Source organism: Corynebacterium sp. p3-SID1194, assembly GCF_025144155.1.
In the GTDB taxonomy this organism is placed as follows: Bacteria; Actinomycetota; Actinomycetes; order Mycobacteriales; family Mycobacteriaceae; genus Corynebacterium.
Map to the genome: position 1 here is coordinate 58,813 of NZ_JALXWY010000006.1, position 24,209 is coordinate 83,021.

The window sequence follows — 24,209 nt, forward strand, 5'->3', positions numbered from 1 at the left end:
CGTTAAGCCCGCTGTTGGAGGAATAACACGTCCACGATATCGCCGGGACGGACCTCGGAGACATCGGCAGGAATGCGGATGATGGCGTTGGCCTCAGCCAGTCCAGCGAGCAGGTGGGCCGGGCTGCCGGAGACACCACCGATGCCGTCGACCAGGTAATCGTGTGTTTCCGCATCGCGCATCAGGCGGGCACGGATGAAGCCGAGGCGGCCCGGAATGGACTCGATACGCCCCAAAGCGCGCGCCTTGACCGTGCGGCGGGTCGGGACACGCTTGCCCAAGGACGTGCGGATCGCCGGACGGATGAGCGCCTCAAAAATCACTAGCGCGCTCACCGGATTCGACGGGAGCAGGAAGACCGGGATGCGATCCTCGCCGATGAGACCGAAGCCTTGAGCGGAACCAGGATGCATGGCGACGCGGGTCGTGTCGATATCGCCCAGCTCGCCGAGAGCCTCCTGGATGGGTTTCGCACTCGAACCGCCGACGGCACCTGTAATGACGATGAACTCGCTCTTCTGCGCCTGGACAGCGAGCTGCTCTTTGAGTCGGCGCGGCTCGGCATTGATGATGCCGACGCGGTTGACATCGGCGCCGGCGTCTTTCGCAGCAGAGGCCACCGCATAAGAGCTGACGTCGTAGACCTGCCCCAGGCCAGGGTTGCGGTCGATGTCGACGAGCTCGAGACCATAGGACATCACGGTCACGCGGGGGCGCGGGTAGACCAGCACTTTATCGCGGCCGGTGGCGGCGAGCAGGCCGATCTGCGCTGGGCCGAGAACCGCACCGGAGCGGACGGCGATATCGCCGGGCTGAATGTCATCGCCCTCACGGCGGATGAAGTCGCCGGAGCGGACCGGGCGATGCGGGGTGACGCGTTTGCGGCCGCGGTCGGACCACTCGAGGGGCAGAACTGCGTCGGCAAGCGTGGGCAGCGGCGCGCCCGTGGCAACGCGGACAGCCTGGCGGGGCTGCAGGCGCAGTGGTTTCTGGGAGCCAGCGGCCACTTCACCGACAACAGGGAGGGAAGCCTCGGGCGCAGGCGAGTCCTCTTTGTGGCCGAGGCTCTTTCCGCCCCCGACATCGACGGCGCGGACTGCGTAGCCATCCACCGCGGCCTGGGAGAATCCGGGCAGCGGCGAGGTCGCCTGCACCTCTTCTGCACACATGAGGCCAAGCGCGTCGGTAATGCCGATGCGGATCGGCTCGGGCGTCATCGTCGCATCGATGATCAAGGCAAGGTGGTCGTCGACACTACGCATGGTCCCCTCCTGGATGGTCCTAGAGTTCCGCCTCGTAATCAGCGATGATCTGCTTGATCGCCTTGTACAACGCCGGACCGTACTTCTCGTGGCGCAGCCCGAAGTCCACATTGGCGGGGATGTACCCGCCCGGGTTGCCCAGGTCGTGGCGCTTGCCGTTGTGCACGACGACGTGGACCGGGTGACCCTCGTTGATCATCAGCTCAATCGCGTCGGTCAGCTGCAGCTCACCGCCCTTGCCGGGCTCGATGCGGCGGAGCGCGTCGAAGATCTTCCGGTCGAGCAAGTAGCGGCCGGTGGCCACGAAATTAGACGGTGCATCGGCCGGGTCCGGCTTTTCCACCATGCCGACCACGCGCTTGACGTCGTCATGGCCCTCAACGTCGCGGACATCGAAAACGCCGTAATTGAAGACCTCTTCCGGGCTGACTTCAAATGCGCACAGCACAGAGCCGCCGAGCTCCGCGCGCACATTCGCCATCTTCTCCATCACGCCGGTGGGCAGCACCAGGTCGTCGGGAAGCATCACGGCGACGACGTCTTCGCCGTCATCAAGGATGGACTCCGCACAGCCGACTGCGTGGCCGAGCCCGAGCGGCTCTTCCTGCACGACAGCTTCTGCCCGGATGATCTCGGCGGCGCGGGAGACTTTCTGCGCCTGCTCCTCTTTACCGCGGCCAAGCAGCGTGGCACGGAGCTGGTCGAATTCGCCGAAATGCTCCATGACTTCATCTTTGCCCGGCGCTGTCACCACGGCGAGGCGCTCGGCCCCCAATTGGGCAGCTTCCTCCGCAATCAACTCAATGCCAGGGGTATCAACCACAGGCAGCAGTTCTTTCGGAACAGTCTTAGTCGCCGGCAGGAAACGCGTTCCCATCCCGGCGGCCGGCACGACGACGGTCTTCACGGCAGCGTCCGGCTTCTGGTCAGAATTCTGCATGAATGAGCAGTTTACCTACAATGATTCCGTGTTCCGTGTAGGCCACTCCGCGAAAGAAGCAATCCGCACCGAGACGCGTCGGCGGCGCGCAAAGAGTGAGCATTCGCTTATCGACGCCGCCGTGGTCTCCCACCTGCTCGATTGGCTCGAGCCAGGGGCGCGCGTGGCCGCCTACTCCCCTTTGTCTGGCGAGCCAGGCGGCGAATATCTCCTGCCTGAGTTGAGCAATAACCACGAGGTGTGGCTCCCGATCACCCCGCCAGAGGGGGATCTGCGGTGGGGAAAATACTCGGGCGAACTACACCGTGGCGCGCACTTCGGGATCGGAGAACCGGAGGGGCCGGGTGAGGCGTCGTTAAGCAAGCTCTCGTGCGATGCCGTGATCGTTCCCGCTCTCGGCGTGGACCGTTCGGGCGTACGGCTGGGGCAAGGCGCAGGCTATTACGATCGCGCGCTGAACGGCGTGACGTGCCCGATTATCGCGCTTGTTTATGACGACGAAGTCCATGATGAACTGCCAAGCGAACCACACGACCACCCCATCGACGGTGCCGTGACGCAGTCAGGTTTCATGTGGCTGGGAACCGAACGGGGTGGTCCGGCAGTCCAATAAAGCATGGACTTGTCTGGCTTTCTCCATTTTCTCCGTACCCCCGGCTACCGCCGGGCCGTTGTGCTGCGCCGAAGCGCTGCCGCTGTCCTGGTCGCCGGCGCAGCACTGAGTGCCCTGATGAACAGGGCGAACGCCGACCCCGGCGTAGTCGTTTTCGCGCGCGACGTGGCCCCGGGCGACGTAGTCGAAGCTGACGATCTCGCGGTGCGTCCGCTCCCGGAAGATGCCGTGCCGTCTTCGGCTGTGACCTCGCTGGAGGATGCGTCCGGGCAGATCATCGCCTCGCATGCGTCGGCCGGGGAGGTGGTCACCGCAACGCGACTACTCGGCCCTGACCTGGTCAGCGCCCTGGTGGGCGATGATGCCGACGAGTTCACATTGGTGCCGGTCAAGCTCGCCGACCCCGACATCCTTCCCATGCTCCACCACGGCGACCACGTGTCCGTCGTCACCGCCGGCGAGAAAGAAGCGATCACGGTGGCGGAATCCGGAATAGTCGTCATCGCCGGAGCGCCGGAAGAAGATGATAATCCCAGCTCAGGGCTACTCCTCTTGTTGCGGCACCGTGATGCGTCGGCAGTGGCAGCCGCGTCGTTGTCCTCGCCGCTCGCGGTGGTCATAGCACAGCGCGGGCGCTGAACTATGCGAATTTTCGTTGAAATCTCTGGAAACTTGGACAGTGGGTGATGGCCTTATCCAAATCACTGTAGTAACTTCTGTCAGGCACTAAACTTCTCTACTCCCCTAGGAGGGACTCCTCATGCTCAAGGGCTTCAAAGACTTCATCCTGCGCGGCAACGTCATCGAGCTCGCAGTCGGTGTCGTCATCGGTGCCGCATTCACCGCAATCGTGACCGCCTTCTCCGACAACATCATCAACCCGCTGATCAACTCCATCGGCGGCGCTGACTTCTCCGGTCTCGGCTTCAAGATCATTTCCGGCGACGAGTCCACCTTCATGGACTTCGGTGCCCTCATCACTGCCATCATCAACTTCCTGCTGATCGCCGCTGTCGTCTACTTCCTCATCGTCGCCCCGATGAACAAGCTGGACGAGCAGCAGAAGATCCGCAAGGGCATCGACCCGAAGGCTGAAGACCCGACCGAGCAGGAGCTGCTCACCGAGATCCGCGACCTGCTCGCGCAGGGAAAGAACCCGCAGATCAAGGGCTAATCTCCGTGATGCGGCGGCCGCTCCTCTTCGTAGTTAGCGGCTGCGTCACCCTCCGGCAGCGCATCATCTAATTCAACGATCCGCTCGCCGTCACCAGCGGACCGTCCGGTTTCCGGGCGGTCCGCTTTTCTGTCGTAATCGACATCCAAGATGCGCCGTGCCCGGCGTCTTTTCCGGGAAGCCATTTACTGCACGCTGTACTTGCGCAGCTCGCTGATGAGGTGGGCGACCAGCGGCGCGATGGTGGACATACCGTCGCGGATTGCCGCACGCGACGGCGCCAAGTTGACCACGACGGTCGAGCCCGACACGCCGCAAATGCCGCGGGACGTGCAGGCATCAACAGCGCCGCACGATTGGCCGGATGCGCGCACCGCCTGTCCCACGCCGGGGACGAGCTGGTCGATCACTGCGCGAGTCGCCTCCGGGGCTTTATCGCGCGGGCCGACACCAGTGCCGCCGACGGTGACCACCAGGTCAACGCCCCCGACGACTGCGGTTTCAATGACCTTGCGGATCTCGGACTTCTTCGACTTCACGCTGACCACGCCGTCGACCTTGTAGCCCATCTCCTGGAGCAGCTCGAGGACCAGCTGGTCCGTGCCCTCGGCGATAGCGCCGTTGCGCTTGTGATCGCTAATCAGAACCGCGAGCGCGCACGGCTGGGCCGGCAGCTCGACTTCCGCCTCCGATGCGAGCAGGAATGCCTCGTCCGGCTCGTTGAGGTCTAGCGCGTCAAGAGTGTTTGACATGATCGGGCTCCTCGCGGTTCGTCGTTGATTCTCTTTGCTACTTAGAGAACCTACTCGGAACTTAGAGTCACCTCTACCGTTCTGGATTCCTCGGAGCCTTCGGAGTGGACCTCGAGCTCAACGGTCTCACCGAAATCGAAGGAGCGGGTAGCTGCGACGAGGGCATCCGACGATTCGATCAAACGGTCATTGATACGGGTCACGATGTCGCCGGCCTTAAGTCCGCCCTTCTCCGCTGGGCTGCCGGGCTGGACTTTGCTCACGAGTGCACCGCCCGTTTGGGCACGAATGTCCACTTCAACGCCCAACATCGGCTGGCGGGCTTTACCTTCGTTGATGAGCTGTTCGGCGACGCGACGCGCGAAATTCGAGGGGATAGCGAAGCCGAGGCCGATGGAACCTGCCTCACCCGACTCACCCTGCGACAGCGACGCGATGACGGAGTTCATGCCGATGAGGTGGCCGTTCATGTCCACCAGCGGGCCGCCGGAGTTACCGGGGTTGATCGCGGCATCGGTCTGAATGCCGTCCATCAGGGAGGACTGTCCCCCGCCTTGGGCCGCACGCACTGGGCGATTGAGGGCAGAGACGATGCCCGTGGTCACCGTCGCCGACAGGCCGAGCGGCGAACCGATCGCCACAACGGACTGGCCGACGGCAAGGTCGCTGGAATCGCCGAACTGGATCGTGGGCAGGTCCTTGACACCCTCGATCTGAATCACGGCGACATCGGTGTTCACGTCGGAGGCGATGAATTTGGCGGGGTGCTTCGTGCCGTCGTTAAGCGTCACGCGCACCTGCGCGCCTTCGCCGCCAGCTTCCGCGACAACGTGGTGGTTCGTGAGCACCATGCCGTCAGCGCTGATGATCGACCCCGAGCCTTCTGCCCCACCCTTGCGCGTGGCCACCTCGATGGACACGACAGCTGGCAGAACCGACTCGGCGACCTTCTCCACGGAACCGTCCGGTGCCGGGGTGCGCTCCTTTTTCACCGGGGCCTCGAGCGAGTTCTGGTTGTTGCTGGCACCAATAGAGGTCTCGCTGCCGGTCAGCATGCTCGCGGCGGCACCGCCGCCCACGCCTCCGATCAGACCTGTGATGAGCGAAATAGCGAGGACTGCTCCCGCCCCCAACCCCTTTTTCTTCTCCGGCTGGACGGGGAATGGCTCGCTATACGGCGGCGGCACCACGGGCTCGCCGAAACCTTGGTTCATTTCCGGGGTTGTCATGCTCGGTGATTGTCCTCTTTAACGCTGTGTCAGTTCTTTATTCTGATCCGTCCTTATCGTAATGGTTGCTGAGCAATCACTGTGCGGGACGGCCCGGAAAAACGACGCGGATACGTGCGCCGCCGTCGTCGGAATCCTCAATCGCGATGGAGGCACCGTGTCGCTCGAGAACTTGTCCGGCAATGGACAGCCCCAATCCCGAGCCCGGCATGGAGCGCGATTCGGGCGCTCGGTAGAAGCGCTCGAAGACTTTCTCGCGGACATCCGGGTCGATGCCTGGGCCGGAATCGTCGATAATCAGCACGGCGCTGCGCGTCGCCGCGCGCAAGGAGACGCGCACGACACCGCCGGGCGGGGACCATTTCGCGGCGTTGTCGAGGAGGTTGACGGGCGCGCGCGATAAGGCGGCGCGGTCGGCGTCGAGGATCCACGGGTCTGCGCGGAATCGGAAATTCACGTCCGGGCGGCGGCGCTGCACGCGGGTCATTGCCTCTGTCAGGAGGTGGTCCAGTCGCACCGGCTCGAATTCCCTTTGTAGGTCGTCCTCGCGCGCCAAGTCCACAAGGTCACCGATGAGCGTGGACAACTCCTCCATTTGGGCTTTGACATCGTCTTCGAGCGCGTCGAGTTCCTCCTGCGGCATCTCCGCCATCTGTCCGGAACGGTGCAGCATGATGAGGAGCTCGATATTCGTGCGCATCGACGTCAGCGGCGTGCGCAATTCGTGGCCCGCATCAGCGACGAGCTGAGCTTGACGCACGCGCGATTCGTTGAGCGATTCCATCATCGAATTGAGCGATTCGGTCAGCTTGGCGTACTCGTCGTTACCCACGACCTCAATGGGCTCCAGACTCCCTTCAGTGGAGACCTTGTCCATTGCGTGGCGGAGACGGCCGACAGGCCGAACGGTCACACGCGCGATGATGCTGCCCGTCAGTGCCGCAAGCAGAGTGCCCAGACCGACGATGCCGGCGAGAATCGCTTTCAGCCGACTTTGCAGGTGCGAGAAATGAGCACGGTTGTGCGCCACCGCGACCGTCGTGCCGTGGTCATTGCGCAGCACGGAGACCATCTCGTCTCCGTTTTCGAGCTGCGACCAATTCGCAGGTTCGCCATCGCGCGCCATCCGGTCCACAGGCATTGGATCGCCAACGAAGAACTCGTGTTCCTGCCGCGAGACAGACGCACGGTAGCCGGGGTTATCGGCCCTGAACTTATCGACGATCGACCGTAGCGCCTCATCATCCGCTGTGCCGTCATCCACCTGCCGCATCAGCGCGATGGTGCGGGAATTCAGTGCACTGAGTTCATGCTCCTCCATTGCGCCGAACACGGCGATATACGACATCACTGCGGTCGCGCCAACCGCCGTTGCCACGCCGGCGCCAGCGAATGTGGCGATCCGGCCGCGGACGGGAGAGGTGCGCGCCGGGCGCAGATCCATATCTCCGTCCGCAGTGATGCGGCGAAGGATCACGGAGCGGTCTCCCGCAGGACATAACCCACGCCACGGACGGTGTGGATCAGACGCGCCTCACCGCCGGCCTCAGTTTTCCGGCGCAGGTACCCGATATACACCTCCAAGGCATTACCGGAGGACGGGAACTCGTGCCCCCAGACCTCCTCGAGAATCGTCTGGCGGGACAGCACGCGACGCGGGTTGCGCATCAAAACTTCCAACAGGGAGAATTCCGTTCGCGTCAGGGAGATGTGCCGGTCGCCGCGGTAGACATCGCGGGAAATCGCATCGAGGTGAAGGTCTTCGAAGGTCAGCTCAGCACTAGGGCCTCGCTTTTCGACGTCTGTCGCATCCGCCTGCGCGCGGCGAAACAGGGAGCGCACGCGGGCCAGCAATTCTTCGAGAGCGAAAGGCTTGGGCAGGTAGTCATCCGCGCCGGCATCGAGGCCGGCGACGCGCTCGGCGACACCGTCGCGAGCAGTGAGCATGAGAATCGGCCGGTCGTACCCAGTGGAGCGCAGCTCGCGGCACACCCCGAGTCCGTCGAGACGCGGCATCATCACGTCCAGAATGGTGAGATCCGGTTGCTCGGCCCTGATCATGTCCAGGGCTTGCACGCCATCTTCTGCCAGGATGACGTCGTACCCGTTGAATTTCAGGGAACGGCGCAGGGATTCGCGGACTGCCTGCTCATCGTCGACCACCAGAACTTTCATGCGATCTATTATGGGCAATTTCGCCTGCATATGCGAAAAGCCGGCCACCGCAATCGGGATGACCGGCTTTTAGCTATCGAGTTTTGGCACCGAGCTTAGAACTGCTCGACGTCGATCAGGCCCTGCTCAGCGGCCTTGATCAGGCGGCGCGGGATACGCACGGTCTGACCGTCGATCTTGACTTCCTGCAGTGCGGCGTTGTCAGCCTTCCACTGGGAACGGCGGTGGTGCGTATTCGAACGGGACTTACGGAACTTCGGGGTTGCCATGGTGTCTTTCCTCCTTTACCGCGATTAGTTGGCGGACTTCTTCTTGCGGCGGGCCATGCCACCGAAGCGGCGGTTGAACTTCTCGACGCGGCCAGCGGTGTCCATGACACGCTGTGCGCCAGTCCAGAACGGGTGCGACTCGCTGGTCACGTCGACGACGATGAGCGGGTACTCGTTGCCGTCCTCCCACTGGACAGTACGGTCAGAGGTCGCGGTGGAACGGGTCAGGAACTGGCGGCCAGTACCTGCGTCCTGGAAGATCACCGGGTGGTAATCAGGGTGGATATCTTTTTTCATCTCTTCGTTTCCCTCAGGATTGATACTTCAGGTCGGTTCCGGAATGCTTATCCGGATCGTGCCTGAGTTGGGTGCGAAAATGGTCTTTATCCGAGCAGCGCGAATACGCCTGATCAGACAACTTGATACATAGTACAGGTGATGGACACTATCCCGAAATCGCTGCTTCGCTGGGCCGTGTGCGCAGCCGTGCTCGCTCCGAGCGCTGTTTTTCTCGCCGTCGCCGAGCCAGAAGCCCTGCTCTCCCTCGCGCTGCGACTGGCCCCGGTGCTGTTGTTCGTCGCGGGAATGTCCGTGACTGTGAATCTAGCGTCCGCCGCCGGAGCATTCGAGGCGGTCGCGCGCGGACTTGAGAGGTGGACACGCTCGCCGTGGGCACTCTGGTCCGGCATTGTCGCCATCGCAGCGGCCTCCACGATCTTTCTCTCTCTCGACACGACAGCGATCATGATCACCCCGATGGCGGTGGCCCTGGCGCGCAGAAACGGCCTGAAGGTGGTGCCGGTGGCATTCGCCGTGGTGTGGATAGCCAACCTCGGCTCGCTGCTTTTGCCAGTGTCGAACCTGACCAATCTTCTCGCCGCCGGGCCAGCCCACATCGCGTCTGAGACCGCATATATGCGCATGGCCGCCGCCCCGGCCGCCGCGGCACTCCTCGTCGCCGTGGCTGCGTCTTGGCTGACCTATGTTCTCGCCGCGGACGAGCCTGCGCCGAGTCCGCGGACTGAGGACGAAGCGGCGAGCAGTCCCGCCTTGAGGGTCGCGCTCGCCGTGCTGGCGGTCATCCCTCCGGCGCTACTGGTGCTCCCCTACTGGCTTGTCAGTACGGTCGCCGCAGCAGTGCTCTACGCGGCAGCCGAAAAGAACCACCGCAGAAGCAATCTCGTTCCGTGGTTCTCAATCGTCTTGGCCGCCACCTTTTCGTGTGCCTCCGCCGCCGCAATTGCCGCCGGGATTGAATTCGGGGAGCTCGACCCAGTTCCGCTCGCCGCGGCAGGCGCAGTAGCAGCGAATGCAGTGAATAATTTGCCGGCTTATTTGCTGCTGGAACCGTCCGCGCAGACCCCGCAGCAGATCATGGCCCTACTAATAGGTGTCAACTGCGGGCCCATCGTGACGCCGTGGGCGTCGCTCGCCACGCTGCTATGGCACGACCAGCTACAGCGTGCGGGGGTCGCCGTCGCATGGAAGGACGTGGCCGTCCGCGGCGCATGTCTCGCACCTTTCGCTGTCGCGGTCCCGCTCGGGGCAATGATGGTTGCGGGCTGAACGGAAGCCCGTCGATAAGCGCGCGAGCGATTATGAGATGAGGGCGTGCGCGTGTAGTGTTTACTCTCGCTGTTGTCGAAGTACACGTTTACGCTTAGTCAACCGGTGACTTGCGACGCCCTCGTTCATCACGGCCATCCTCACATTTCCGGCCGATAACCATTAGCGAGCGCGGCGTCCACCTCATAGTCTCCGTGGCTCAAGCGGCTAGGAGAAAGAAGTAACCAATGTCGGCACATTGCCAGGTCACGGGAAAGAAGCCGTCTTTCGGCAAGACCGTGTCTCACTCGCACCGCCGCCATTCGCGCCGTTGGAACCCCAACGTGCAGAAGCGGCGTTTCTACCTGCCCTCCGAGGGCCGTACCATCACGCTTAATGTTTCCACCAAGGGTCTGAAGATCATCGATCGCGACGGCATCGAGTCCGTCGTTGCTCAGATCCGCGCCCGAGGGGAGAAGATCTAGCTCATGGCACGTAACGATATCCGCCCGATCATCAAGCTCAAGAGCACCGCGGGCACCGGCTACACCTACGTCACCCGTAAGAACAAGCGCAATAACCCGGACCGCATCACGCTGAAGAAGTACGATCCGGTTGCGCGCAAGCACGTTGAATTCCGCGAGGAGCGATAAGAATGGCGAAGAAGTCCAAGATCGCTAAGAACGAGAAGCGCAAGGAGATCGTCGAGCGTTACGCCGAGCGCCGTCAGGAGCTCAAGGCGATCATCCGTAACCCGGAGACGTCCGACGAGGACCGTCTCGAAGCTCAGTTTGAGCTCAACCGTCAGCCGCGCGATGCCTCCCCGGCTCGCGTCCGTAACCGCGACTCGCACGACGGCCGCCCCCGCGGCTACCTCCGCAAGTTCGGCCTGTCCCGCGTCCGTATGCGCGAGATGGCCCACCGCGGTGAGCTGCCGGGCGTCCGCAAGTCCTCGTGGTAAGCAAGGGAGTGCATGTAAATGAAGCGCAATAACAACCGCAAGGTGCGGATGGAGCAGTCCCGCCGCCCGAAGAAGAACCCGCTCAAGGCCAAGGGCATCGAAGCTGTGGACTACAAGGACATTGAGACCTTGCGTCTGTTCATCTCCGATCGCCACAAGATCCGTTCGCGTCGCGTCACTGGCCTGACGCCGCAGCAGCAGCGCCAGGTCGCTACCGCTGTGAAGAACGCGCGCGAGATGGCTCTCCTGCCGTTCACGACCCGCTAATTAGCCAAGGTTGACGATGACAGCGTAGAGTTTCGGCTTCTCCCCCGCTTCCAATCTTGGAGGCGGGGGAGATTTTTTATGCGCAGGCGGCTTCGGGAGCGGCGTTGAGAGCTGGGCCGAGCTCGGTCACGAGCTGTGTGAGCATCACTTGCGCGGATTCGTAGGTGCCGTCCGCCGCGCTCGCAGCGATAGCGACGGGAATCGTGCGGCCAGCAGCGTCCGGCACGAGTCCCAGTTGGCGGACCTCGTACGCACCGCTTATCGACGGCCCCCATCCCCCTTTGAACCGCGCCCCCGGGATCGTTCCGAGGCCGTAGTTCTGGGCGACATTCCCCATCATCTCGAGGACCGGGCCAGAGCCTGCGACACAGCCCAGGTTCGACGCGAACCGCGCTTGGTCGGCAACGCTCCACTGCGTCTGGCCGAAGGCAGAGAAGCCTGGGCGGGTGATATTTCTTTCTACTGTGACGGGGGCACCGCCTTCGGCGAGGACTGCTTCCACCGCTTCCGGCGTGGTCGCATTCCACAGCATGTCCGCTGCCCCGTTATCGGAGACCTCAATGGCGTTCGTGGCCTCCACGGTCATCTCGGGGTGCTCTTTGAGAGCGGCAATCGCCACCGGGACCTTCATGGTGGACCAGGACGCGAAACTGGACGCGTCACCGGCGGTGGACTCGCCCATCGACACCGCCGCTGTTCCCCCGTGCGCTGCGACGACTTGGTCGACCGCGGAGGTGAGCTCAGCGGTGACATCAGCGCCGGAAGGTTCGCGCTTTTCAGGAGTTTTCGGCTGCGTCGCTTCTGACGGTTCCGACGATTCTGGCGTGGGCTTGGCGGTCTCAGTCACGGTGGTGACATCGACGGGTGCCGGCTCTTCCAGGGGGTCGCCGACGGTGCAGGCGGTGAGGCACAGCGCCGCCCCCAGCACGCCTCCGGTCAGTGCTTTCCTCACGAGATATAAACCGCCGCATTACGGCCACCGGTGCACACGACCTGGTCTCCGCGGTCCCGGCACGACATCGTGTAGTTCTTACCGGTACGGGGGCTGTAGACATCCACGAGCGTCACATTCGGGCCCCCTTCCTCACGGCACGCCGCCTTGAAGTCGTTGAAGACGTTCTTGGCAAAGCCCGGGGTGGTCACCTGCGAGTCTGTCACGTCCCAGGAAGAGTAGTCGCACTTCGGCTTTTCTTCCTTGGTCGGCGGCGGCGCGTCGACAGTCTGCGTGACCGTGGAGTTTGATGCCGGCGCCGACTCAGGCGCGGAGATCTGGGACAAAGCTGCGGTCTCTTCAGTCTCCTGCTTCGAACCGGAGAAAAAGTAGAACGCGAGAAAGCCGACGAGGGCAAGAGCCAGCATCACCGCGATCGTGCTGACGACGATCAAAGCAGTGTTCGAGCTCTTCGGGGCTGGCTGCTCAGGTGCGTCCCACGTCGGTGTGCTCACGTTGATTATCCTTTGCTCCGCGAGAAAAAGGTCCTTCAAAGACCTCTAGTTTAGTTCCTAGTGCGCGAAGTGGCGCGTCCCTGTGAAGTACATCGTCACACCGGCTTCATTCGCAGCGGCGACGACCTCCTCGTCGCGGATGGAACCGCCCGGCTGGACAACGGCCTTCACACCCGCGTCGGCAAGGATCTGGAATCCGTCAGCGAACGGGAAGAACGCGTCCGATGCGGCGACTGCCCCGTTGGTGCGGTTGCGGCCCTCGTCGAGAGTGTTGGCGCGGTCGACAGCGAGCTTCGCGGAGTCGACGCGGTTGACCTGGCCCATGCCCACGCCCACAGCGCCGCCGTCGGCAGCAATGAGAATGGCATTGGACTTCACGCAGCGAATGGCATTCCATGCGAACTCGAGGTCCTTGAGGGTCTCTTCGTCAACGGCTTCGCCAGCAGCGAGCGTCCAATTCTCCGGCTTGTCGCCCTCCGCCTGGTAGATATCACGGTCCTGGACGAGCATGCCGCCGGAGATCTGCTTGATCTCCTTGCCCTCGCGCTCCGGCTTCTCGGCGGTGAGGATGCGCAGGTTCTTCTTGGTCTGCAGCAGCTCTAGCGCGTCGTCGGCGAAGCTCGGGGCGATGATCACCTCAGTGAAGATCGGCTTGACCTGCTCGGCCATCTCAAGGGTCACCTCACGGTTGGCGGCGATCACGCCACCGTAAGCGCTGACTGGGTCGCAGGCGTGGGCCTTCTTGTGAGCCTCGGCGATGGAGTCCTCAGAAACAGCGATGCCGCACGGGTTGGCGTGCTTGATCACGGCGACGCACGGGCGCTCGTGGTCCCAGCATGCGCGCCATGCCGCATCGGCGTCCTGGTAGTTGTTGTAGGACATTTCCTTGCCGCCGTGCTGGGTAGCGCCGGCCAGGCCGGTGCCGTCGGAGGTGAGGCTTGCGGCCTGGTGCGGGTTCTCGCCGTAACGGAGCTGCTTCGAGCTTCCCAGCTGCTCGTCGAACCAAGCGGAAACAGCCGCATCGTACTGTGCCGTGTGCGCGAACGCGTCAGCCGCGAGCTGACGGCGCTGGTCCTCGTCGAAGCCGCCGGCCTTGACGGCTTCCGCAACGTCCCCGTACTTGGCGGGATCGACGACGATCGCCACCGACGGGTGATTCTTCGCCGCCGCACGGACCATGGACGGGCCGCCGATGTCGATCATCTCGACGACCTCATCGAAGCCAGCACCGGAAGCGACCGTCTCGGAGAACGGGTAGAGGTTCACCACGACGAGCTCGAACGGCTTCACGCCGAGCTCTTCGATCTGCTTCGCGTGGTCGTCCTTCCGTAAATCCGCCAGGATGCCGGCGTGCACGTGCGGGTGCAGTGTCTTCACGCGGCCCTCGAGCACCTCCGGGAAGCCGGTCACCTCAGCGACCTCAGTGACTTCGACGCCCGTGTCCTTGATTCGTTGCGCTGTGGAACCGGTGGAGACGATCTCCACCCCGGCCTCCGCCAGAGCGGCAGCGAGTTCCTCAATCCCGGTCTTGTCGTAAACGCTGATCAGTGCGCGTTTGATGGGGGTGCGATTGCTCATGCTCGGAATTCGACCTTTCCAGTAGTTGAGGGTTCGGCGCGGTTCAACGTGTCCACGATAAGTGCGCGCTCGACTTCCTTAATGCGTTCGTGCAAATCTTCTTCAGTCTCCCCCTCGCGCACGTCGACCGCACGCTGGGCGATGATCTCGCCGGTATCCACTCCGACGTCGATGTAGTGGACGGTGGTGCCTGTGACCTTCACGCCGTACGCGAGCGCGTCGCGCACCGCGTGGGCGCCGGGAAATGCAGGCAGCAACGCCGGATGGGTATTGATCAGACGGCCTTCGAAACGCGCGAGGAACGCCTCCCCCACGATCTTCATGAAGCCGGCTGACACCACGAGATCCGGGTCCCCCACCGTTTCGGCGAGCCGCCGGTTCCAATCGTCCCGGTCACCCTCAAGCGCCACGACCTCAGTGCGCACGCCTGCTTTACGCGCGCGGTCCAACGCCGGGCATTCCACATCGGCGACCACACGATCAACCGAATATGAGCCCTGGTTATCCAAGATCGCCTGAAGCAACGTCCCCGATCCGGAAACGAGCACCGCTACAGAAGTCTGAGAAGTCTCTGCCACAGAAGATCAGTCTAGCTGCTCCTCGTTTTTCACCGAGATCGCCGTCGACCCGCCCCCAGAAGCAGCAGTCTTATCGACGTCCCCTTCGTCCTCTTCTTCCTCGGGTTCCTCGGGTTCCTCGTCCTCTTCTGCTTCGATGACCTCGGGCTCGGACTCCTCTTCTTCCTCTGCCCCAAGCTCTTCTTCTGCCTCGATGATCTCCGGCTCAGGCTCTTCTTCCGGCTCCTCTTCTTCCGGCTCTTCCTCTTCCTCGGATTTCTCGTCGTTGCGCTGCTGCATGAAGTAAGCAACGAGCCAGGCGGCGCCCGAGATGATTGCAGTCCACAGGGCCGCAGCGAGGGCGAAGAACCACGGATTCGGGCCGACCCAGCCGTAGGCGCCGACCTCGCCGCCGGACATGAGTCCCGCTACCGCGGCGAAAGCAGCCGCCAGCGCAGCCGCGAAGACAATTCCGAGTCCATCCAAACGGCGGGAGAGCACGAAGTGGATCATCACAGCGGCAGGAATGACCAGAAGGACCGGGGCCCAGACTGGAACATCGCCAGGGATGGCGGCGAACAGCGGGAACGGCGGAAGCGGTACCAGCGCGGCGCCGAAGAGAGACACCCCACCTCGGGCGATATCGAAAGGCGCGCCCAGCAGAACAGCCAGGGTGGACACGGCGGCATTCGGCAGATACAGCAGACTCAGCACGACCAACGCGAAGCCGCCGCCGGCACCCAAGGTCGGGAACTCGCCGAGTAGCTCGTTGATCCGACCGAAGCCGAGCGCCAGGGCAATCAGGTACACGACGGCCGCAGCGGCGAGCAGGCGGAGGCAGAGGCGAACGATCGCGCGGGCGGCGTCGTAAAGCGAATCGGGCGCGCCGAGACGCGTAAGAAGTGCTTTCCACAGGCGGCCGCTCATGCCGCACGCCATACCCGCGAGGTGGACGACGACCGGAATCAGGAGGGCCTTGTGGAGCGCAGGCGGCGCCAACGGGAAGACTGCCGTGGCATCTTCCACCATGAACCACGCGACCGCGGAAAGCGTGAACGGTATGAGCACGACCAACCCGAAGATCACGTATAGGTCGAGAATGCTCACGCGTTCGCGGGTAGCCGCACGCACACGCCACGCGATCAGCGCCACCACCCCAATGACGGGAGCCAGCGGCATCGCGCCGAGCGTCACGCCTTGAAAACTCACCGGAACGCCGTGCAGCACGAACCACAGCTCCGCGATCGACGACGGCAAAGCAGCGAGACGGCCACCCGTGAGCAGAATCGTCCCCAGACATACGACAACGATGCCGAGCACCACAACGAGGTTCGGAACACCCACGTACGGAAGGTAGTGCCGGACACGCTCCTTCATCGTCGTGGGAGCCTGCTCCGTAGCGGGCGTGCGGTTCGCGGCGTCGTTACGCTCCGCGCGGAAACGGCGACGGCTTATCGACGGCGCCGTGCCAGTCGATCTACTTGGCGGACTAGAGTTCTTGCTCATCACCTTCAACTTTGGCACGTGAACGGTGCGATTGGGCGCTGGGACACGATTCAGTAACCATTCCCAATCACTGTGTAACGCATGAAGGTTCAAACACGAATATGTGAATCTCACTATTTAGCTTGCTTGCTGCACTGAGACTCGCTACTGTTACACCCCGTAGATAACAAAGAGGTTACGATTCCAGAACGAACCGTTACCCAATGACGATCTCAACGAGGTACACCTTGAACTCTTCGAGCGCACGCCGCACCGCAGGCAAGCACCGCAAGCAGAGCACGAACAAGGGTCGTGTGGCATTAGTCGCGGTAGCAACTGGCGCCGTGGCATCCGGCGGAATCTCCGCCGCATCCGCAGCGAACGCAGATCACGCAAGCGCAGCCCAGGCAGCGCTCGAGGATGCCACCGACGAGGCCGCACAGGCAGCCCCGCAGATCCTCGCCATCAGCGAGTACAAGCCCGTGGACAACCTGTCTGAACAGCTGGGGAAGGCTGTTGAGTACGCAAAGGTCCGCTCCGCCGCCGATCTCGCCGCCCGCGCGCCGCTGACCGTGAAGCCGGCTGAGGGCACCTTCACCTCCGGCTTCGGTCCGCGTTGGGGCTCCTTCCACAAGGGCGTCGACATTGCCAATGCCGTCGGCACCCCGATCCGCGCCGTGTCCGACGGCGAGGTCATCGACGCAGGCCCGGCTGGCGGCTTCGGCAACTGGGTCCGCCTGCGCCACGAGGACGGCACGATCACCGTCTACGGCCACATGGAGACCATTGACGTCGCCGTCGGCGACAAGGTTCACGCCGGCCAGAAGATCGCTGGCATGGGCTCCCGCGGCTTCTCCACCGGTTCGCACCTCCACTTCGAGGTCCACCCGAACGGCGGCGACGCCGTCGACCCGGCCCCGTGGCTGGCCGAGCGCGGCATCTCCCTCTAAACAATTCACAGTTCCCTCCGGCTCACCCCGGGGGGAATTTTTATGCGCTTTTCACCCCCCGGCGGGAAATTCACATAATTCACTCTTGTCACACTAGTTAACTGTTATTACCTGCACTTTTGAGCGTGGTTTCGCCCTTTTCTGCACGTCAACCACGAAAATGACATTGATCGGGGTGGTTTCTGCCGCTAGCATGTTGCGAGTTGGAAAATGCCTATACTCCCCGAAGCGTAAAAGGACGACAGACGACATGAAACGACGCCTCCTCGTCGCCGCCGTGGCACTGAGCATCCCCCTGACCGCTATTCCCGCCCACGCGCTCTCCGTCTCCGTCAACGGACAGCAAGTCGATGGTCTCGGCCCCGCCCTGCCGTCGATCGGCGTGGCGCTCGACGATATTTTCTCCAAGGGCGCGACCTTCTCCGCCGCGGGCTACCAGGTCGTCTACGACCCCCGCGAGCTTCCCGAGTACAACGAAGAGGAAGCCACCGCCGACGTCCCCACCACGTCTGTCACCGAGCAGTCAGGCACCTCCCCGAACGGCAATAAGGTCGTCATGCCGACCCAGGGTCGCTTCACCTCCGGCTTCGGCCCGCGTTGGGGCACCTTCCACTACGGCATCGATATCGCCAATGATCTGGGCACCCCGATCCTCGCCGTCATGGACGGCACCGTGATCAACGCCGGGCCGGCCCGTGGCTTCGGCAAGTGGGTCCGTGTGCGCCACGACGACGGCTCCATCAGCGTCTACGGCCACGTCCGCTCGTTCAACGTGAATGTGGGCGACCGCGTCGCCGCCGGCCAGCAGATCGCCGAGATGGGCAACGAGGGCCACTCCACCGGCCCGCACCTGCACTTCGAGATCTTGCCGGACGGCGAGAACCGAGTGGACCCGGTGCCGTGGTTCGCCGAGCGCGGCATCACCGTCTAAGCGGCTAGATCTTCTCCATCGGCACGCCGCCGATGAGCATGAGCCGCACCGTTCCACTCGAACCGAAATCGATGGTGACGGTCTCCCGCGGACCGACACCGTCAACGCTCATGACCGTGCCCAGCCCGTACTTCGCGTGGTTGACACGGTCCCCCTTCGCCAGCTGAAGGTTCTTATTCACCTTCACGCTGCTCTCGCTGCGGCGCCTCGTGCGTCGCGCGGGGACCGGGCTGCCCCACGCGTCCGAGGAAAAGGAGCGCTCCGGTTCCACCCGCCGCCAGTCGAGGAGGTCCTCAGGGACTTCCGCGAGGAAGCGACTGGCGGGGTTGGTCACCGGGGAGCCCCACGAGGACCGCAGCATCGCACGGGTCAGGTACAGCTGCTCGCGTGCGCGAGTAATGCCGACATAAGCAAGACGGCGTTCTTCCGCGAGTTCATCCGGATCACCCAGTGCACGCAAGTGCGGGAACTGCCCGTCCTCCCAGCCGGTGACAAATACGACTGGGAATTCCAATCCCTTCGCCGTGTGCAACGTCATCAGCGTTACAACGCCCTGCCCCTCATCTGGGATTTGGTCCGCATCAGCGACGAAGGAGACACGCTCCAAGAACGCCTGCAGCGATCCTGGCTGTGCTTCACCGCTGTCCGGATCGAACTCCTCGTACGCCATCGTGTTCGCTGCATCGGACGAGAACTCCCGGGCCACCGACACAAGCTCGTTGAGGTTGTCCAGCCGCGCCCCGTCCTGCGGGTCATTCGATGCCTCCAACTCCGCGCGGTAGCCGGTCACATCCAGAATGCGGGCGACCAGACCGCCCAAATCCGGCATGCCAGTCACCTCGTTGACGAGTTCGTCCATATCGGCGCGCAGACCGTTCAAAATGTCGACGAACCTGGAGATCGCGTTCCGGGAGCGGGACGAGATGGCATCGCCTTCCCCGCCCGCGACATCAATCAGCGCGCGCCCGAAGCTGATCTGGTGGTTGTCCGCATACAGCGCGACCATCGCCTGCGCCTTGTCACCGATGCCGCGTTTCGGCACATTGATGATGCGGCGCATGCTCACCGAATCATCCGGGTTCTCCAGCACGCGCAGGTAGGCGATGACATCGCGGATCTCCTTGCGCTCGTAGAAGCGCGTGCCGCCGACCACCTTGTACGGGATGCCCGCGCGGATGAAAATATCCTCCAACGCACGCGACGAGTTGTTCGTGCGGTACATGACCGCGATATCCGAATAATCCGTGCCCCGGTCCGCCAATGCGTCGACTTCGCTGGCGACAAAACGTGCCTCGTCGTGCTCATTGTCCGCGACGTACCCGACGATCTTCTCGCCCTCTCCCAGATCCGTCCACAGCTTCTTTGGGCGGCGGCCGGCGTTCTGCGCGATCACCGCATTCGCCGCGGCGAGAATATTCTGCGTCGAGCGGTAGTTCTGCTCCAGCATGATCGTCGTCGCATTCGGGTAATCACGCTCGAATTCCTCGATATTGCGGATCGTGGCCCCACGGAACGCATAAATCGACTGATCCGAATCGCCCACAACCGCCAGCTCCGGTGCATCGGCACCGTTACCGACGAGCGTGTGGATCAGCTCGTACTGCGCGTGGTTGGTGTCCTGGTACTCGTCCACCAACACATGGCGGAACCGACGCCGGTAGTACTCCACCACATGGGGGTGGCGCTGGAACAGCCCGACCACCTCTCCGATCAGGTCGTCGAAGTCCACCGCATTCGCCTCACGCAGACGACGCTGGTACTCGGCATAGACCTTCGCCACCGTCGTCTCAAACGGATTCTTCGTTTTCTCGGCGTTTCGTTGCGCGCGCTCTGGCCCGATCAACTCGTTCTTCAGATTCGAAATCGCATTCGCTAGCGCACGCGGCGAGAACTTCTTCAGATCCAGGTTCGCTTCCTTCGCGATCATGCCCAACAGACGCCGCGAATCATCCCCGTCATAAATAGTGAAGTTCGTGTTCAGGCCCTTCACCAGCTGCGCCTGCTGCCGCAGAATACGCACGCACACCGAGTGGAATGTGGCCACCCACATCCGCTCCGCCTGCGGCCCGATCAGCTGACTGACGCGCTCTTTCATCTCCGCGGCAGCCTTATTGGTGAAGGTGATGGCCAGGATCTCCCACGGCGCTACCCCGCGCTCCTGCAGCAGAAACGCGATCCTGCGCGTCAGCACAGCCGTCTTGCCGGATCCAGCGCCAGCGACAATGAGCAGCGGGCTGCCGGAGTGCTCAACGGCTGCCTTCTGCTGCGGATTCAACCCCAAAATCAAATCTGTTCCCATGATGGCTCCTACCGTACTTGGCGGGGTGAACCACCCCGTCCGGAGCCGTCCGAACACGCTGTGGAATTCGTGGCAGAATCAATGGTTATGAGCGTGGAGAACAGCGATATCAGGCACCCGTCCGGCACCGACGACCCGTTGTCCGACGAGGAGATCCAGGCCTACCGCCAAGAAATCGACCGGCTCGACCGCGTCATCCTCGATGCCGTGAAGCGCCGCTCAGAGATTGCTAATGCCATCGGCAAGACCCGCATGGGCTCTGGCGGCACCCGCCTTGTCCACACCCGCGAAGTAGCCATCATCAACCAGTTCCGCGACGAGCTCGGTGAAGAAGGCCCCAACCTCGCCGCCATTTTGCTGCGACTCGGCCGGGGCAAGTTGGGCTGAGTTTCTCGGTGGATCTGGATCACGATTGAATTTCGGTTAGTAGTGCAGGCCGTTTCCCCAGGTCAGATTTACGTGACGCAGTAACGATTCAAACTAAATCCAGCCCCTCATTCTGTGCGGGAACCGATACCGTGTGGAGCCAGTCTAAAAAGGCATGGCTTTCACCCAACTCCCATGCAGCGACGAAATGGATATCACCGGGCGAGTCCCCGGACGCCTGAATCAAGAAGGCACCGGAGTGCGGGTCTCCCCCGCCTGGTGGGCGACGCACTTCCCGGTGCGCGCGCAAGAACTCATTCACCACGATGCCCGGTTCCACCCGCGGCGCCACATGCACGACGCACCGGCCGGAATCCGCGCCATTGCGCACGCGCACGACAACCCGGAATGCGTCGTCTCGGGCGTGAGCGCGTTGGCCCTGCTCGGTTTACCGTTCCTCGCCGATTCATGCGACGCCACCGTGAACACTTCTGCCGGGGACGGCGACAGGGAGTGGGGGCTGGTGAGGAGGCGTCGAAAAGCGAAGCGCACGTGGACCGTCAGATGGCGCGGGACAAATATCCCGCTGAGCCAACCGACTGACGCAGTGGTTGAGGCTCTCCAAGACATCCGCGACGGAATTCACGGGTGGGCCACGCCGACATGGGTATCCGATGCGCAACTTCTGTGGGCAGTCCAACTCGTCGATGCGGCGCGGCGGCACCTGGGTGTTTCCGAGCCTGCGATCCTTCGGGCCGCGCGCGGGCGGGTGAACAGGCAATGGGTCACGAAAGTGCTCGCTTTATCTAGACAGCTCGCGGACTCCCCTAAAGAGACTGAAATGCGCTTGATGTGCACGGCGCTTGTGAAAGACCCGAGGCTTGCCGGTGCAGCAGAGTGGGCGCAGCTGTGCGTTAAACTGCGCCCGGCCGGGCTCGTCTTCATCGAACAGGTGCCGCTTTTCGACGGCGAGAGGCTCATCACCACCTTCGACCTCGCGCTGGTCGACCTGAAGATCGCGTTGATGTACGACGGCGGGCACCACCTGTCAAGGAACCAGCGCGACAAAGACTTCCGGATCAGTCTTGAATGCCAGCTACAAGGATGGACGGTCGTCCGCGTGTCGGCAGGGACACTGGAGCAGCTGCCATGGGTTCTGTTCCGGTTATTGAAGTCCCGCGGAGTGGTGGGCTGAACGAGCGCTGGATATAGCTTAAATAGATTCCACGTCACGCAAATCTGACCTGGGAAAACAGGAAATCCGCGACTCTGAAGTCGATCTAAATCCAGAAATCCCCAGACCTCCCGACCAAAAACCTAGTCCTGCTCGAGCGAATCGAGCACGACTTCGAATTCGAGGAGTTCGGCACCGGATGCGACCGGCTTGCGGGGTTCCTCGCCGTCCTTGTGGGCGTGGGCGGCCTTGCCTTCGCCGGCCCACCAGTTCTTGTAGGACTCCTCGTCGGCCCAGCGGGTGACTACGAAGTAGCGCTCTTCGCCCTTGACCGGGCGCAGCAGTTGGAACCCCTCGAAGCCGGGCTGGGAGTCGATGGCGTGCTTGCGCGCTGCGAAGCGCTGCTCGAGCTGCTCGCCGGCGCCTTCGGGGACGGTGATTGCGTTGATCTTCACGATGCTCATGGCTTCCCATTATGGCCGAAATTCGGGTCCGGGTTCCGTAAGTTTCATTAGTCTGGGAGGCATTGACCGCAGATCCCCTCGATGACCCCCTCTAGGAGTGGCAATGACCGACATCACCTCCACAACCACTTGGAACGAACTGCTGAAACTCCACGCTGAGAAGAGCAAGAAGACCTTGCGGGAGATGTTCGACACCGATAGTGGCCGGGCCGAGAAATTCACGTTCGACGCGGCAGGCCTGCACGTAGACCTGTCGAAGAACCTCGTCGACGAGGACGTTCTCAAAGCACTGGTGGCCCTCGCTGAGGAGGCGGACCTGAAAGGCGCGACGGAGAAGATGTTCACCGGCGAGCACATCAACACCACCGAGGACCGCGCGGTGCTCCACACCGGTTTGCGCATCCCGGCGGAAGACGACCTCAAGGTGGACGGACAGGATGTCGCGGCTGACGTGCACGAGGTGCTGAGCCGGATGCGCGATTTCGCGTCGAAGCTGCGCTCCGGCGAGTGGCTCGGCCATACGGGCCACACGATCAAGAAGGTCGTCAATATCGGTATTGGCGGCTCCGACTTGGGCCCGGCGATGGCCACCAAGGCACTGCGCACGTACGCGACGGCGGGGATCACCGCGGAGTTCGTCTCCAATGTCGACCCCGCGGATATGACGAGTGTGCTCGACGACGCCGAGGCGGGCGAGACGCTGTTCATCGTGGCGTCGAAGACCTTCACCACCCAGGAGACGCTGTCCAACGCGCATGCGGCGAAGCGCTGGTTGCTGGAGCAGTTCGACGGGGATGAGTCGGCTATCGCGAAGCATTTCGTGGCGGTGTCGACGAATGCGGAGAAGATCGCCGAATTCGGCATCGACACTGACAATATGTTCCCGTTCTGGGACTGGGTCGGCGGCCGCTACTCCGTCGATTCGGCGATCGGCCTCTCGCTCATGGCGGTGATCGGCCCGCAGGACTTCATGCGTTTCCTCGAGGGTTTCAACGCGATGGACGAGCACTTCCGCACGGCACCGCTGGAGGAAAATATTCCGGCGCTCATGGGCCTGCTGAATATCTGGTACCGCAATTTCCACGGCGCAGACACCCACGCGGTGCTGCCCTACTCCGAGGATCTCTCCCGCTTCCCGGCGTACCTGCAGCAGCTCACCATGGAGTCGAACGGCAAGAGCACGCGTATCGACGGCACCCCGGTCACCTACGACACTGGCGAGATCTTCTGGGGCGAACCAGGCACCAACGGCCAACATGCCTTCTACCAGCTGATCCACCAGGGCACGACAATGGTGCCGGCAGACTTCATCGGCTTCGCCAACCCGAAGCAGGACCTGCCCACCGCTTCTGGGGAAGGCTCCATGCATGATCTCCTCATGGGGAATTTTTTCGCGCAGACGAAGGTGCTGGCTTTCGGGAAAACGCAGGAAGAGGTGGAGGCAGGTGGCGTCGATAAGCAATTGGCCCCGCACAAGGTCATGCCTGGCAACCGCCCCACCACCACGATCCTTGCGGAGGAACTCACACCGCATGCGTTGGGCGCTCTCATCGCGCTGTACGAGCACATCGTGTTCACGCAGGGCGTGATCTGGGGCATCAATTCCTTCGACCAGTGGGGCGTGGAGCTGGGCAAGGCGCAGGCGAATGAGCTCGCTGGCGCGGTCTCCGGTGCGGAAGAACCTGACACTGGCGATTCCTCCACCGACGCGCTCATCGGGTGGTACCGCAGCAAGAAATAGCCGCATGTGAATGCAATGCGGGTGTGAATAC

29 protein-coding genes are annotated in these 24,209 nt (G+C 62.8%); 13 read left to right on the forward strand and 16 right to left on the reverse strand.

Features of this window, described 5'->3' with window-relative positions; genetic code table 11:
- Positions 1-2: 2 nt before the first annotated feature.
- Both glp and M3G19_RS06060 read right to left on the reverse strand, forming a co-directional pair.
- Positions 3-1,262, reverse strand: a complete 1,260-nt coding sequence (gene glp / locus M3G19_RS06055; protein WP_259901451.1) for a gephyrin-like molybdotransferase Glp — start codon at positions 1,260-1,262, stop codon at positions 3-5.
- Between the two features lie 19 nt (positions 1,263-1,281).
- Positions 1,282-2,202 carry a UTP--glucose-1-phosphate uridylyltransferase gene (locus M3G19_RS06060; RefSeq protein WP_259901453.1) on the reverse strand — a complete coding sequence of 307 codons (921 nt, stop codon included), beginning with the start codon at positions 2,200-2,202 and terminating at the stop codon, positions 1,282-1,284.
- Positions 2,203-2,230: 28 nt separating this feature from the next.
- Between M3G19_RS06060 and M3G19_RS06065 the strand changes: the two genes are divergently transcribed.
- The 3 genes from M3G19_RS06065 (at position 2,231) to mscL (ending at position 3,989) form a co-directional block, all read left to right on the forward strand.
- Positions 2,231-2,815 carry a 5-formyltetrahydrofolate cyclo-ligase gene (locus M3G19_RS06065; protein ID WP_259901458.1) on the forward strand — a complete coding sequence of 195 codons (585 nt, stop codon included), beginning with the start codon at positions 2,231-2,233 and terminating at the stop codon, positions 2,813-2,815.
- A gap of 3 nt (positions 2,816-2,818) precedes the next feature.
- Positions 2,819-3,454, forward strand: coding sequence for an SAF domain-containing protein (locus tag M3G19_RS06070; protein WP_396121754.1), 636 nt, complete (start codon positions 2,819-2,821; stop codon positions 3,452-3,454).
- Between the two features lie 121 nt (positions 3,455-3,575).
- On the forward strand, positions 3,576-3,989 hold the full coding sequence (gene mscL / locus M3G19_RS06075; RefSeq protein ID WP_259901460.1) for a large-conductance mechanosensitive channel protein MscL: 414 nt from the start codon (positions 3,576-3,578) through the stop codon (positions 3,987-3,989).
- Here mscL and M3G19_RS06080 read toward each other — a convergent pair.
- From M3G19_RS06080 to M3G19_RS06110, 7 genes are all read right to left on the reverse strand, one after another.
- Positions 3,986-4,174 carry a hypothetical protein gene (locus M3G19_RS06080; RefSeq protein WP_259901461.1) on the reverse strand — a complete coding sequence of 63 codons (189 nt, stop codon included), beginning with the start codon at positions 4,172-4,174 and terminating at the stop codon, positions 3,986-3,988. The two genes, mscL and M3G19_RS06080, sit on opposite strands and share 4 nt — an antisense overlap.
- Positions 4,175-4,741, reverse strand: coding sequence for a molybdenum cofactor biosynthesis protein B (locus M3G19_RS06085; RefSeq protein WP_210573231.1), 567 nt, complete (start codon positions 4,739-4,741; stop codon positions 4,175-4,177).
- A 50-nt stretch (positions 4,742-4,791) separates the two neighbouring features.
- Positions 4,792-5,970: a trypsin-like peptidase domain-containing protein gene (locus tag M3G19_RS06090; protein WP_396121755.1), complete on the reverse strand. Its 1,179-nt coding sequence runs from the start codon at positions 5,968-5,970 to the stop codon at positions 4,792-4,794.
- A gap of 76 nt (positions 5,971-6,046) precedes the next feature.
- Positions 6,047-7,447 (reverse strand): HAMP domain-containing sensor histidine kinase, encoded by a 1,401-nt coding sequence (locus M3G19_RS06095; protein WP_259901462.1) that lies wholly within the window; start codon positions 7,445-7,447, stop codon positions 6,047-6,049.
- Positions 7,444-8,145: a response regulator transcription factor gene (locus tag M3G19_RS06100; protein ID WP_259901463.1), complete on the reverse strand. Its 702-nt coding sequence runs from the start codon at positions 8,143-8,145 to the stop codon at positions 7,444-7,446. The genes M3G19_RS06095 and M3G19_RS06100 overlap by 4 nt, the downstream gene beginning before the upstream one ends.
- Positions 8,146-8,240: 95 nt before the next feature.
- Positions 8,241-8,414, reverse strand: coding sequence for a 50S ribosomal protein L32 (rpmF, locus tag M3G19_RS06105; RefSeq protein WP_076599278.1), 174 nt, complete (start codon positions 8,412-8,414; stop codon positions 8,241-8,243).
- A gap of 24 nt (positions 8,415-8,438) precedes the next feature.
- Positions 8,439-8,711 (reverse strand): type B 50S ribosomal protein L31, encoded by a 273-nt coding sequence (locus tag M3G19_RS06110; protein WP_210573235.1) that lies wholly within the window; start codon positions 8,709-8,711, stop codon positions 8,439-8,441.
- A 141-nt stretch (positions 8,712-8,852) separates the two neighbouring features.
- Between M3G19_RS06110 and M3G19_RS06115 the strand changes: the two genes are divergently transcribed.
- The 5 genes from M3G19_RS06115 to rpsR all read left to right on the forward strand — a co-directional run bounded on the left by M3G19_RS06115 (position 8,853) and on the right by rpsR (position 11,187).
- Complete coding sequence (locus M3G19_RS06115; protein ID WP_259901469.1) at positions 8,853-9,980, forward strand: SLC13 family permease; 1,128 nt, start codon at positions 8,853-8,855, stop codon at positions 9,978-9,980.
- Positions 9,981-10,207: 227 nt separating this feature from the next.
- Positions 10,208-10,444, forward strand: a complete 237-nt coding sequence (gene rpmB, locus M3G19_RS06120; protein ID WP_075466037.1) for a 50S ribosomal protein L28 — start codon at positions 10,208-10,210, stop codon at positions 10,442-10,444.
- A 3-nt stretch (positions 10,445-10,447) separates the two neighbouring features.
- Positions 10,448-10,612 carry a 50S ribosomal protein L33 gene (gene rpmG, locus M3G19_RS06125; RefSeq protein WP_012359793.1) on the forward strand — a complete coding sequence of 55 codons (165 nt, stop codon included), beginning with the start codon at positions 10,448-10,450 and terminating at the stop codon, positions 10,610-10,612.
- Positions 10,613-10,614: 2 nt separating this feature from the next.
- Positions 10,615-10,920 carry a 30S ribosomal protein S14 gene (rpsN, locus tag M3G19_RS06130; RefSeq protein WP_076599275.1) on the forward strand — a complete coding sequence of 102 codons (306 nt, stop codon included), beginning with the start codon at positions 10,615-10,617 and terminating at the stop codon, positions 10,918-10,920.
- Positions 10,921-10,938: 18 nt separating this feature from the next.
- Entirely contained in the window at positions 10,939-11,187 is a 249-nt protein-coding gene (rpsR, locus tag M3G19_RS06135; RefSeq protein WP_076599274.1) for a 30S ribosomal protein S18, read from the forward strand.
- A gap of 76 nt (positions 11,188-11,263) precedes the next feature.
- Here rpsR and M3G19_RS06140 read toward each other — a convergent pair whose 3' ends face one another.
- The 5 genes from M3G19_RS06140 to M3G19_RS06160 are packed head-to-tail and all read right to left on the reverse strand — an operon-like array spanning position 11,264 to position 16,274.
- The gene (locus M3G19_RS06140; RefSeq protein ID WP_259901478.1) at positions 11,264-12,139 is read right to left on the reverse strand and encodes a class A beta-lactamase-related serine hydrolase; all 876 of its coding nucleotides are present in this window, start codon (positions 12,137-12,139) and stop codon (positions 11,264-11,266) included.
- The gene (locus M3G19_RS06145; RefSeq protein ID WP_259901479.1) at positions 12,136-12,633 is read right to left on the reverse strand and encodes a hypothetical protein; all 498 of its coding nucleotides are present in this window, start codon (positions 12,631-12,633) and stop codon (positions 12,136-12,138) included. The genes M3G19_RS06140 and M3G19_RS06145 overlap by 4 nt, the downstream gene beginning before the upstream one ends.
- A gap of 57 nt (positions 12,634-12,690) precedes the next feature.
- Positions 12,691-14,211, reverse strand: coding sequence for a bifunctional phosphoribosylaminoimidazolecarboxamide formyltransferase/IMP cyclohydrolase (gene purH, locus M3G19_RS06150; protein WP_259901481.1), 1,521 nt, complete (start codon positions 14,209-14,211; stop codon positions 12,691-12,693).
- A complete protein-coding gene (purN, locus tag M3G19_RS06155; RefSeq protein ID WP_259901483.1) occupies positions 14,208-14,789 on the reverse strand; it encodes a phosphoribosylglycinamide formyltransferase in 582 nt (193 codons plus the stop codon). The genes purH and purN overlap by 4 nt, the downstream gene beginning before the upstream one ends.
- Positions 14,790-14,795: 6 nt before the next feature.
- The gene (locus tag M3G19_RS06160; RefSeq protein ID WP_259901484.1) at positions 14,796-16,274 is read right to left on the reverse strand and encodes a DUF6350 family protein; all 1,479 of its coding nucleotides are present in this window, start codon (positions 16,272-16,274) and stop codon (positions 14,796-14,798) included.
- Positions 16,275-16,477: 203 nt separating this feature from the next.
- Here M3G19_RS06160 and M3G19_RS06165 point away from each other — a divergent pair, with 203 nt between their 5' ends.
- Positions 16,478-17,203 carry a M23 family metallopeptidase gene (locus tag M3G19_RS06165; RefSeq protein WP_259901486.1) on the forward strand — a complete coding sequence of 242 codons (726 nt, stop codon included), beginning with the start codon at positions 16,478-16,480 and terminating at the stop codon, positions 17,201-17,203.
- A 250-nt stretch (positions 17,204-17,453) separates the two neighbouring features.
- The gene (locus M3G19_RS06170; protein ID WP_259901488.1) at positions 17,454-18,134 is read left to right on the forward strand and encodes a M23 family metallopeptidase; all 681 of its coding nucleotides are present in this window, start codon (positions 17,454-17,456) and stop codon (positions 18,132-18,134) included.
- Between the two features lie 4 nt (positions 18,135-18,138).
- On the opposite strand, the gene pcrA is transcribed toward M3G19_RS06170, so the two are convergent.
- On the reverse strand, positions 18,139-20,433 hold the full coding sequence (gene pcrA / locus M3G19_RS06175) for a DNA helicase PcrA (RefSeq protein ID WP_259901497.1): 2,295 nt from the start codon (positions 20,431-20,433) through the stop codon (positions 18,139-18,141).
- 87 nt (positions 20,434-20,520) lie between these two features.
- On the opposite strand from pcrA, the gene M3G19_RS06180 reads away from it, so the two are divergent.
- Together M3G19_RS06180 and M3G19_RS06185 are read left to right on the forward strand one after the other, a co-directional pair.
- Positions 20,521-20,820: a chorismate mutase gene (locus M3G19_RS06180; protein WP_259901504.1), complete on the forward strand. Its 300-nt coding sequence runs from the start codon at positions 20,521-20,523 to the stop codon at positions 20,818-20,820.
- Positions 20,821-20,974: 154 nt separating this feature from the next.
- On the forward strand, positions 20,975-21,994 hold the full coding sequence (locus M3G19_RS06185; protein WP_259901506.1) for a hypothetical protein: 1,020 nt from the start codon (positions 20,975-20,977) through the stop codon (positions 21,992-21,994).
- Positions 21,995-22,116: 122 nt separating this feature from the next.
- On the opposite strand, the gene M3G19_RS06190 is transcribed toward M3G19_RS06185, so the two are convergent.
- The gene (locus tag M3G19_RS06190) at positions 22,117-22,437 is read right to left on the reverse strand and encodes an antibiotic biosynthesis monooxygenase (RefSeq protein ID WP_259901516.1); all 321 of its coding nucleotides are present in this window, start codon (positions 22,435-22,437) and stop codon (positions 22,117-22,119) included.
- 103 nt (positions 22,438-22,540) lie between these two features.
- On the opposite strand from M3G19_RS06190, the gene pgi reads away from it, so the two are divergent.
- Positions 22,541-24,178 carry a glucose-6-phosphate isomerase gene (gene pgi / locus M3G19_RS06195; RefSeq protein WP_259901524.1) on the forward strand — a complete coding sequence of 546 codons (1,638 nt, stop codon included), beginning with the start codon at positions 22,541-22,543 and terminating at the stop codon, positions 24,176-24,178.
- Positions 24,179-24,209: the final 31 nt, after the last annotated feature.

Excerpts from the sequence above, each read along its gene's own strand:
- glp (WP_259901451.1), bottom strand. The coding sequence starts at position 1,262 with ATGCGTAGTGTCGACGACCACCTTGCCTTGATCATCGATGCGACGATG.
- M3G19_RS06060 (WP_259901453.1), bottom strand. The coding sequence starts at position 2,202 with ATGCAGAATTCTGACCAGAAGCCGGACGCTGCCGTGAAGACCGTCGTC.
- M3G19_RS06070 (WP_396121754.1), top strand. The coding sequence starts at position 2,819 with ATGGACTTGTCTGGCTTTCTCCATTTTCTCCGTACCCCCGGCTACCGC.
- mscL (WP_259901460.1), top strand. The coding sequence starts at position 3,576 with ATGCTCAAGGGCTTCAAAGACTTCATCCTGCGCGGCAACGTCATCGAG.
- M3G19_RS06080 (WP_259901461.1), bottom strand. The coding sequence starts at position 4,174 with ATGGCTTCCCGGAAAAGACGCCGGGCACGGCGCATCTTGGATGTCGAT.
- M3G19_RS06085 (WP_210573231.1), bottom strand. The coding sequence starts at position 4,741 with ATGTCAAACACTCTTGACGCGCTAGACCTCAACGAGCCGGACGAGGCA.
- M3G19_RS06090 (WP_396121755.1), bottom strand. The coding sequence starts at position 5,970 with ATGACAACCCCGGAAATGAACCAAGGTTTCGGCGAGCCCGTGGTGCCG.
- M3G19_RS06100 (WP_259901463.1), bottom strand. The coding sequence starts at position 8,145 with ATGAAAGTTCTGGTGGTCGACGATGAGCAGGCAGTCCGCGAATCCCTG.
- rpmF (WP_076599278.1), bottom strand. The coding sequence starts at position 8,414 with ATGGCAACCCCGAAGTTCCGTAAGTCCCGTTCGAATACGCACCACCGC.
- M3G19_RS06110 (WP_210573235.1), bottom strand. The coding sequence starts at position 8,711 with ATGAAAAAAGATATCCACCCTGATTACCACCCGGTGATCTTCCAGGAC.
- M3G19_RS06115 (WP_259901469.1), top strand. The coding sequence starts at position 8,853 with ATGGACACTATCCCGAAATCGCTGCTTCGCTGGGCCGTGTGCGCAGCC.
- rpmB (WP_075466037.1), top strand. The coding sequence starts at position 10,208 with ATGTCGGCACATTGCCAGGTCACGGGAAAGAAGCCGTCTTTCGGCAAG.
- rpmG (WP_012359793.1), top strand. The coding sequence starts at position 10,448 with ATGGCACGTAACGATATCCGCCCGATCATCAAGCTCAAGAGCACCGCG.
- rpsN (WP_076599275.1), top strand. The coding sequence starts at position 10,615 with ATGGCGAAGAAGTCCAAGATCGCTAAGAACGAGAAGCGCAAGGAGATC.
- rpsR (WP_076599274.1), top strand. The coding sequence starts at position 10,939 with ATGAAGCGCAATAACAACCGCAAGGTGCGGATGGAGCAGTCCCGCCGC.
- purH (WP_259901481.1), bottom strand. The coding sequence starts at position 14,211 with ATGAGCAATCGCACCCCCATCAAACGCGCACTGATCAGCGTTTACGAC.
- M3G19_RS06160 (WP_259901484.1), bottom strand. The coding sequence starts at position 16,274 with ATGAGCAAGAACTCTAGTCCGCCAAGTAGATCGACTGGCACGGCGCCG.
- M3G19_RS06165 (WP_259901486.1), top strand. The coding sequence starts at position 16,478 with ATGACGATCTCAACGAGGTACACCTTGAACTCTTCGAGCGCACGCCGC.
- M3G19_RS06170 (WP_259901488.1), top strand. The coding sequence starts at position 17,454 with ATGAAACGACGCCTCCTCGTCGCCGCCGTGGCACTGAGCATCCCCCTG.
- pcrA (WP_259901497.1), bottom strand. The coding sequence starts at position 20,433 with ATGGGAACAGATTTGATTTTGGGGTTGAATCCGCAGCAGAAGGCAGCC.
- M3G19_RS06180 (WP_259901504.1), top strand. The coding sequence starts at position 20,521 with ATGAGCGTGGAGAACAGCGATATCAGGCACCCGTCCGGCACCGACGAC.
- M3G19_RS06185 (WP_259901506.1), top strand. The coding sequence starts at position 20,975 with ATGGCTTTCACCCAACTCCCATGCAGCGACGAAATGGATATCACCGGG.
- M3G19_RS06190 (WP_259901516.1), bottom strand. The coding sequence starts at position 22,437 with ATGAGCATCGTGAAGATCAACGCAATCACCGTCCCCGAAGGCGCCGGC.
- pgi (WP_259901524.1), top strand. The coding sequence starts at position 22,541 with ATGACCGACATCACCTCCACAACCACTTGGAACGAACTGCTGAAACTC.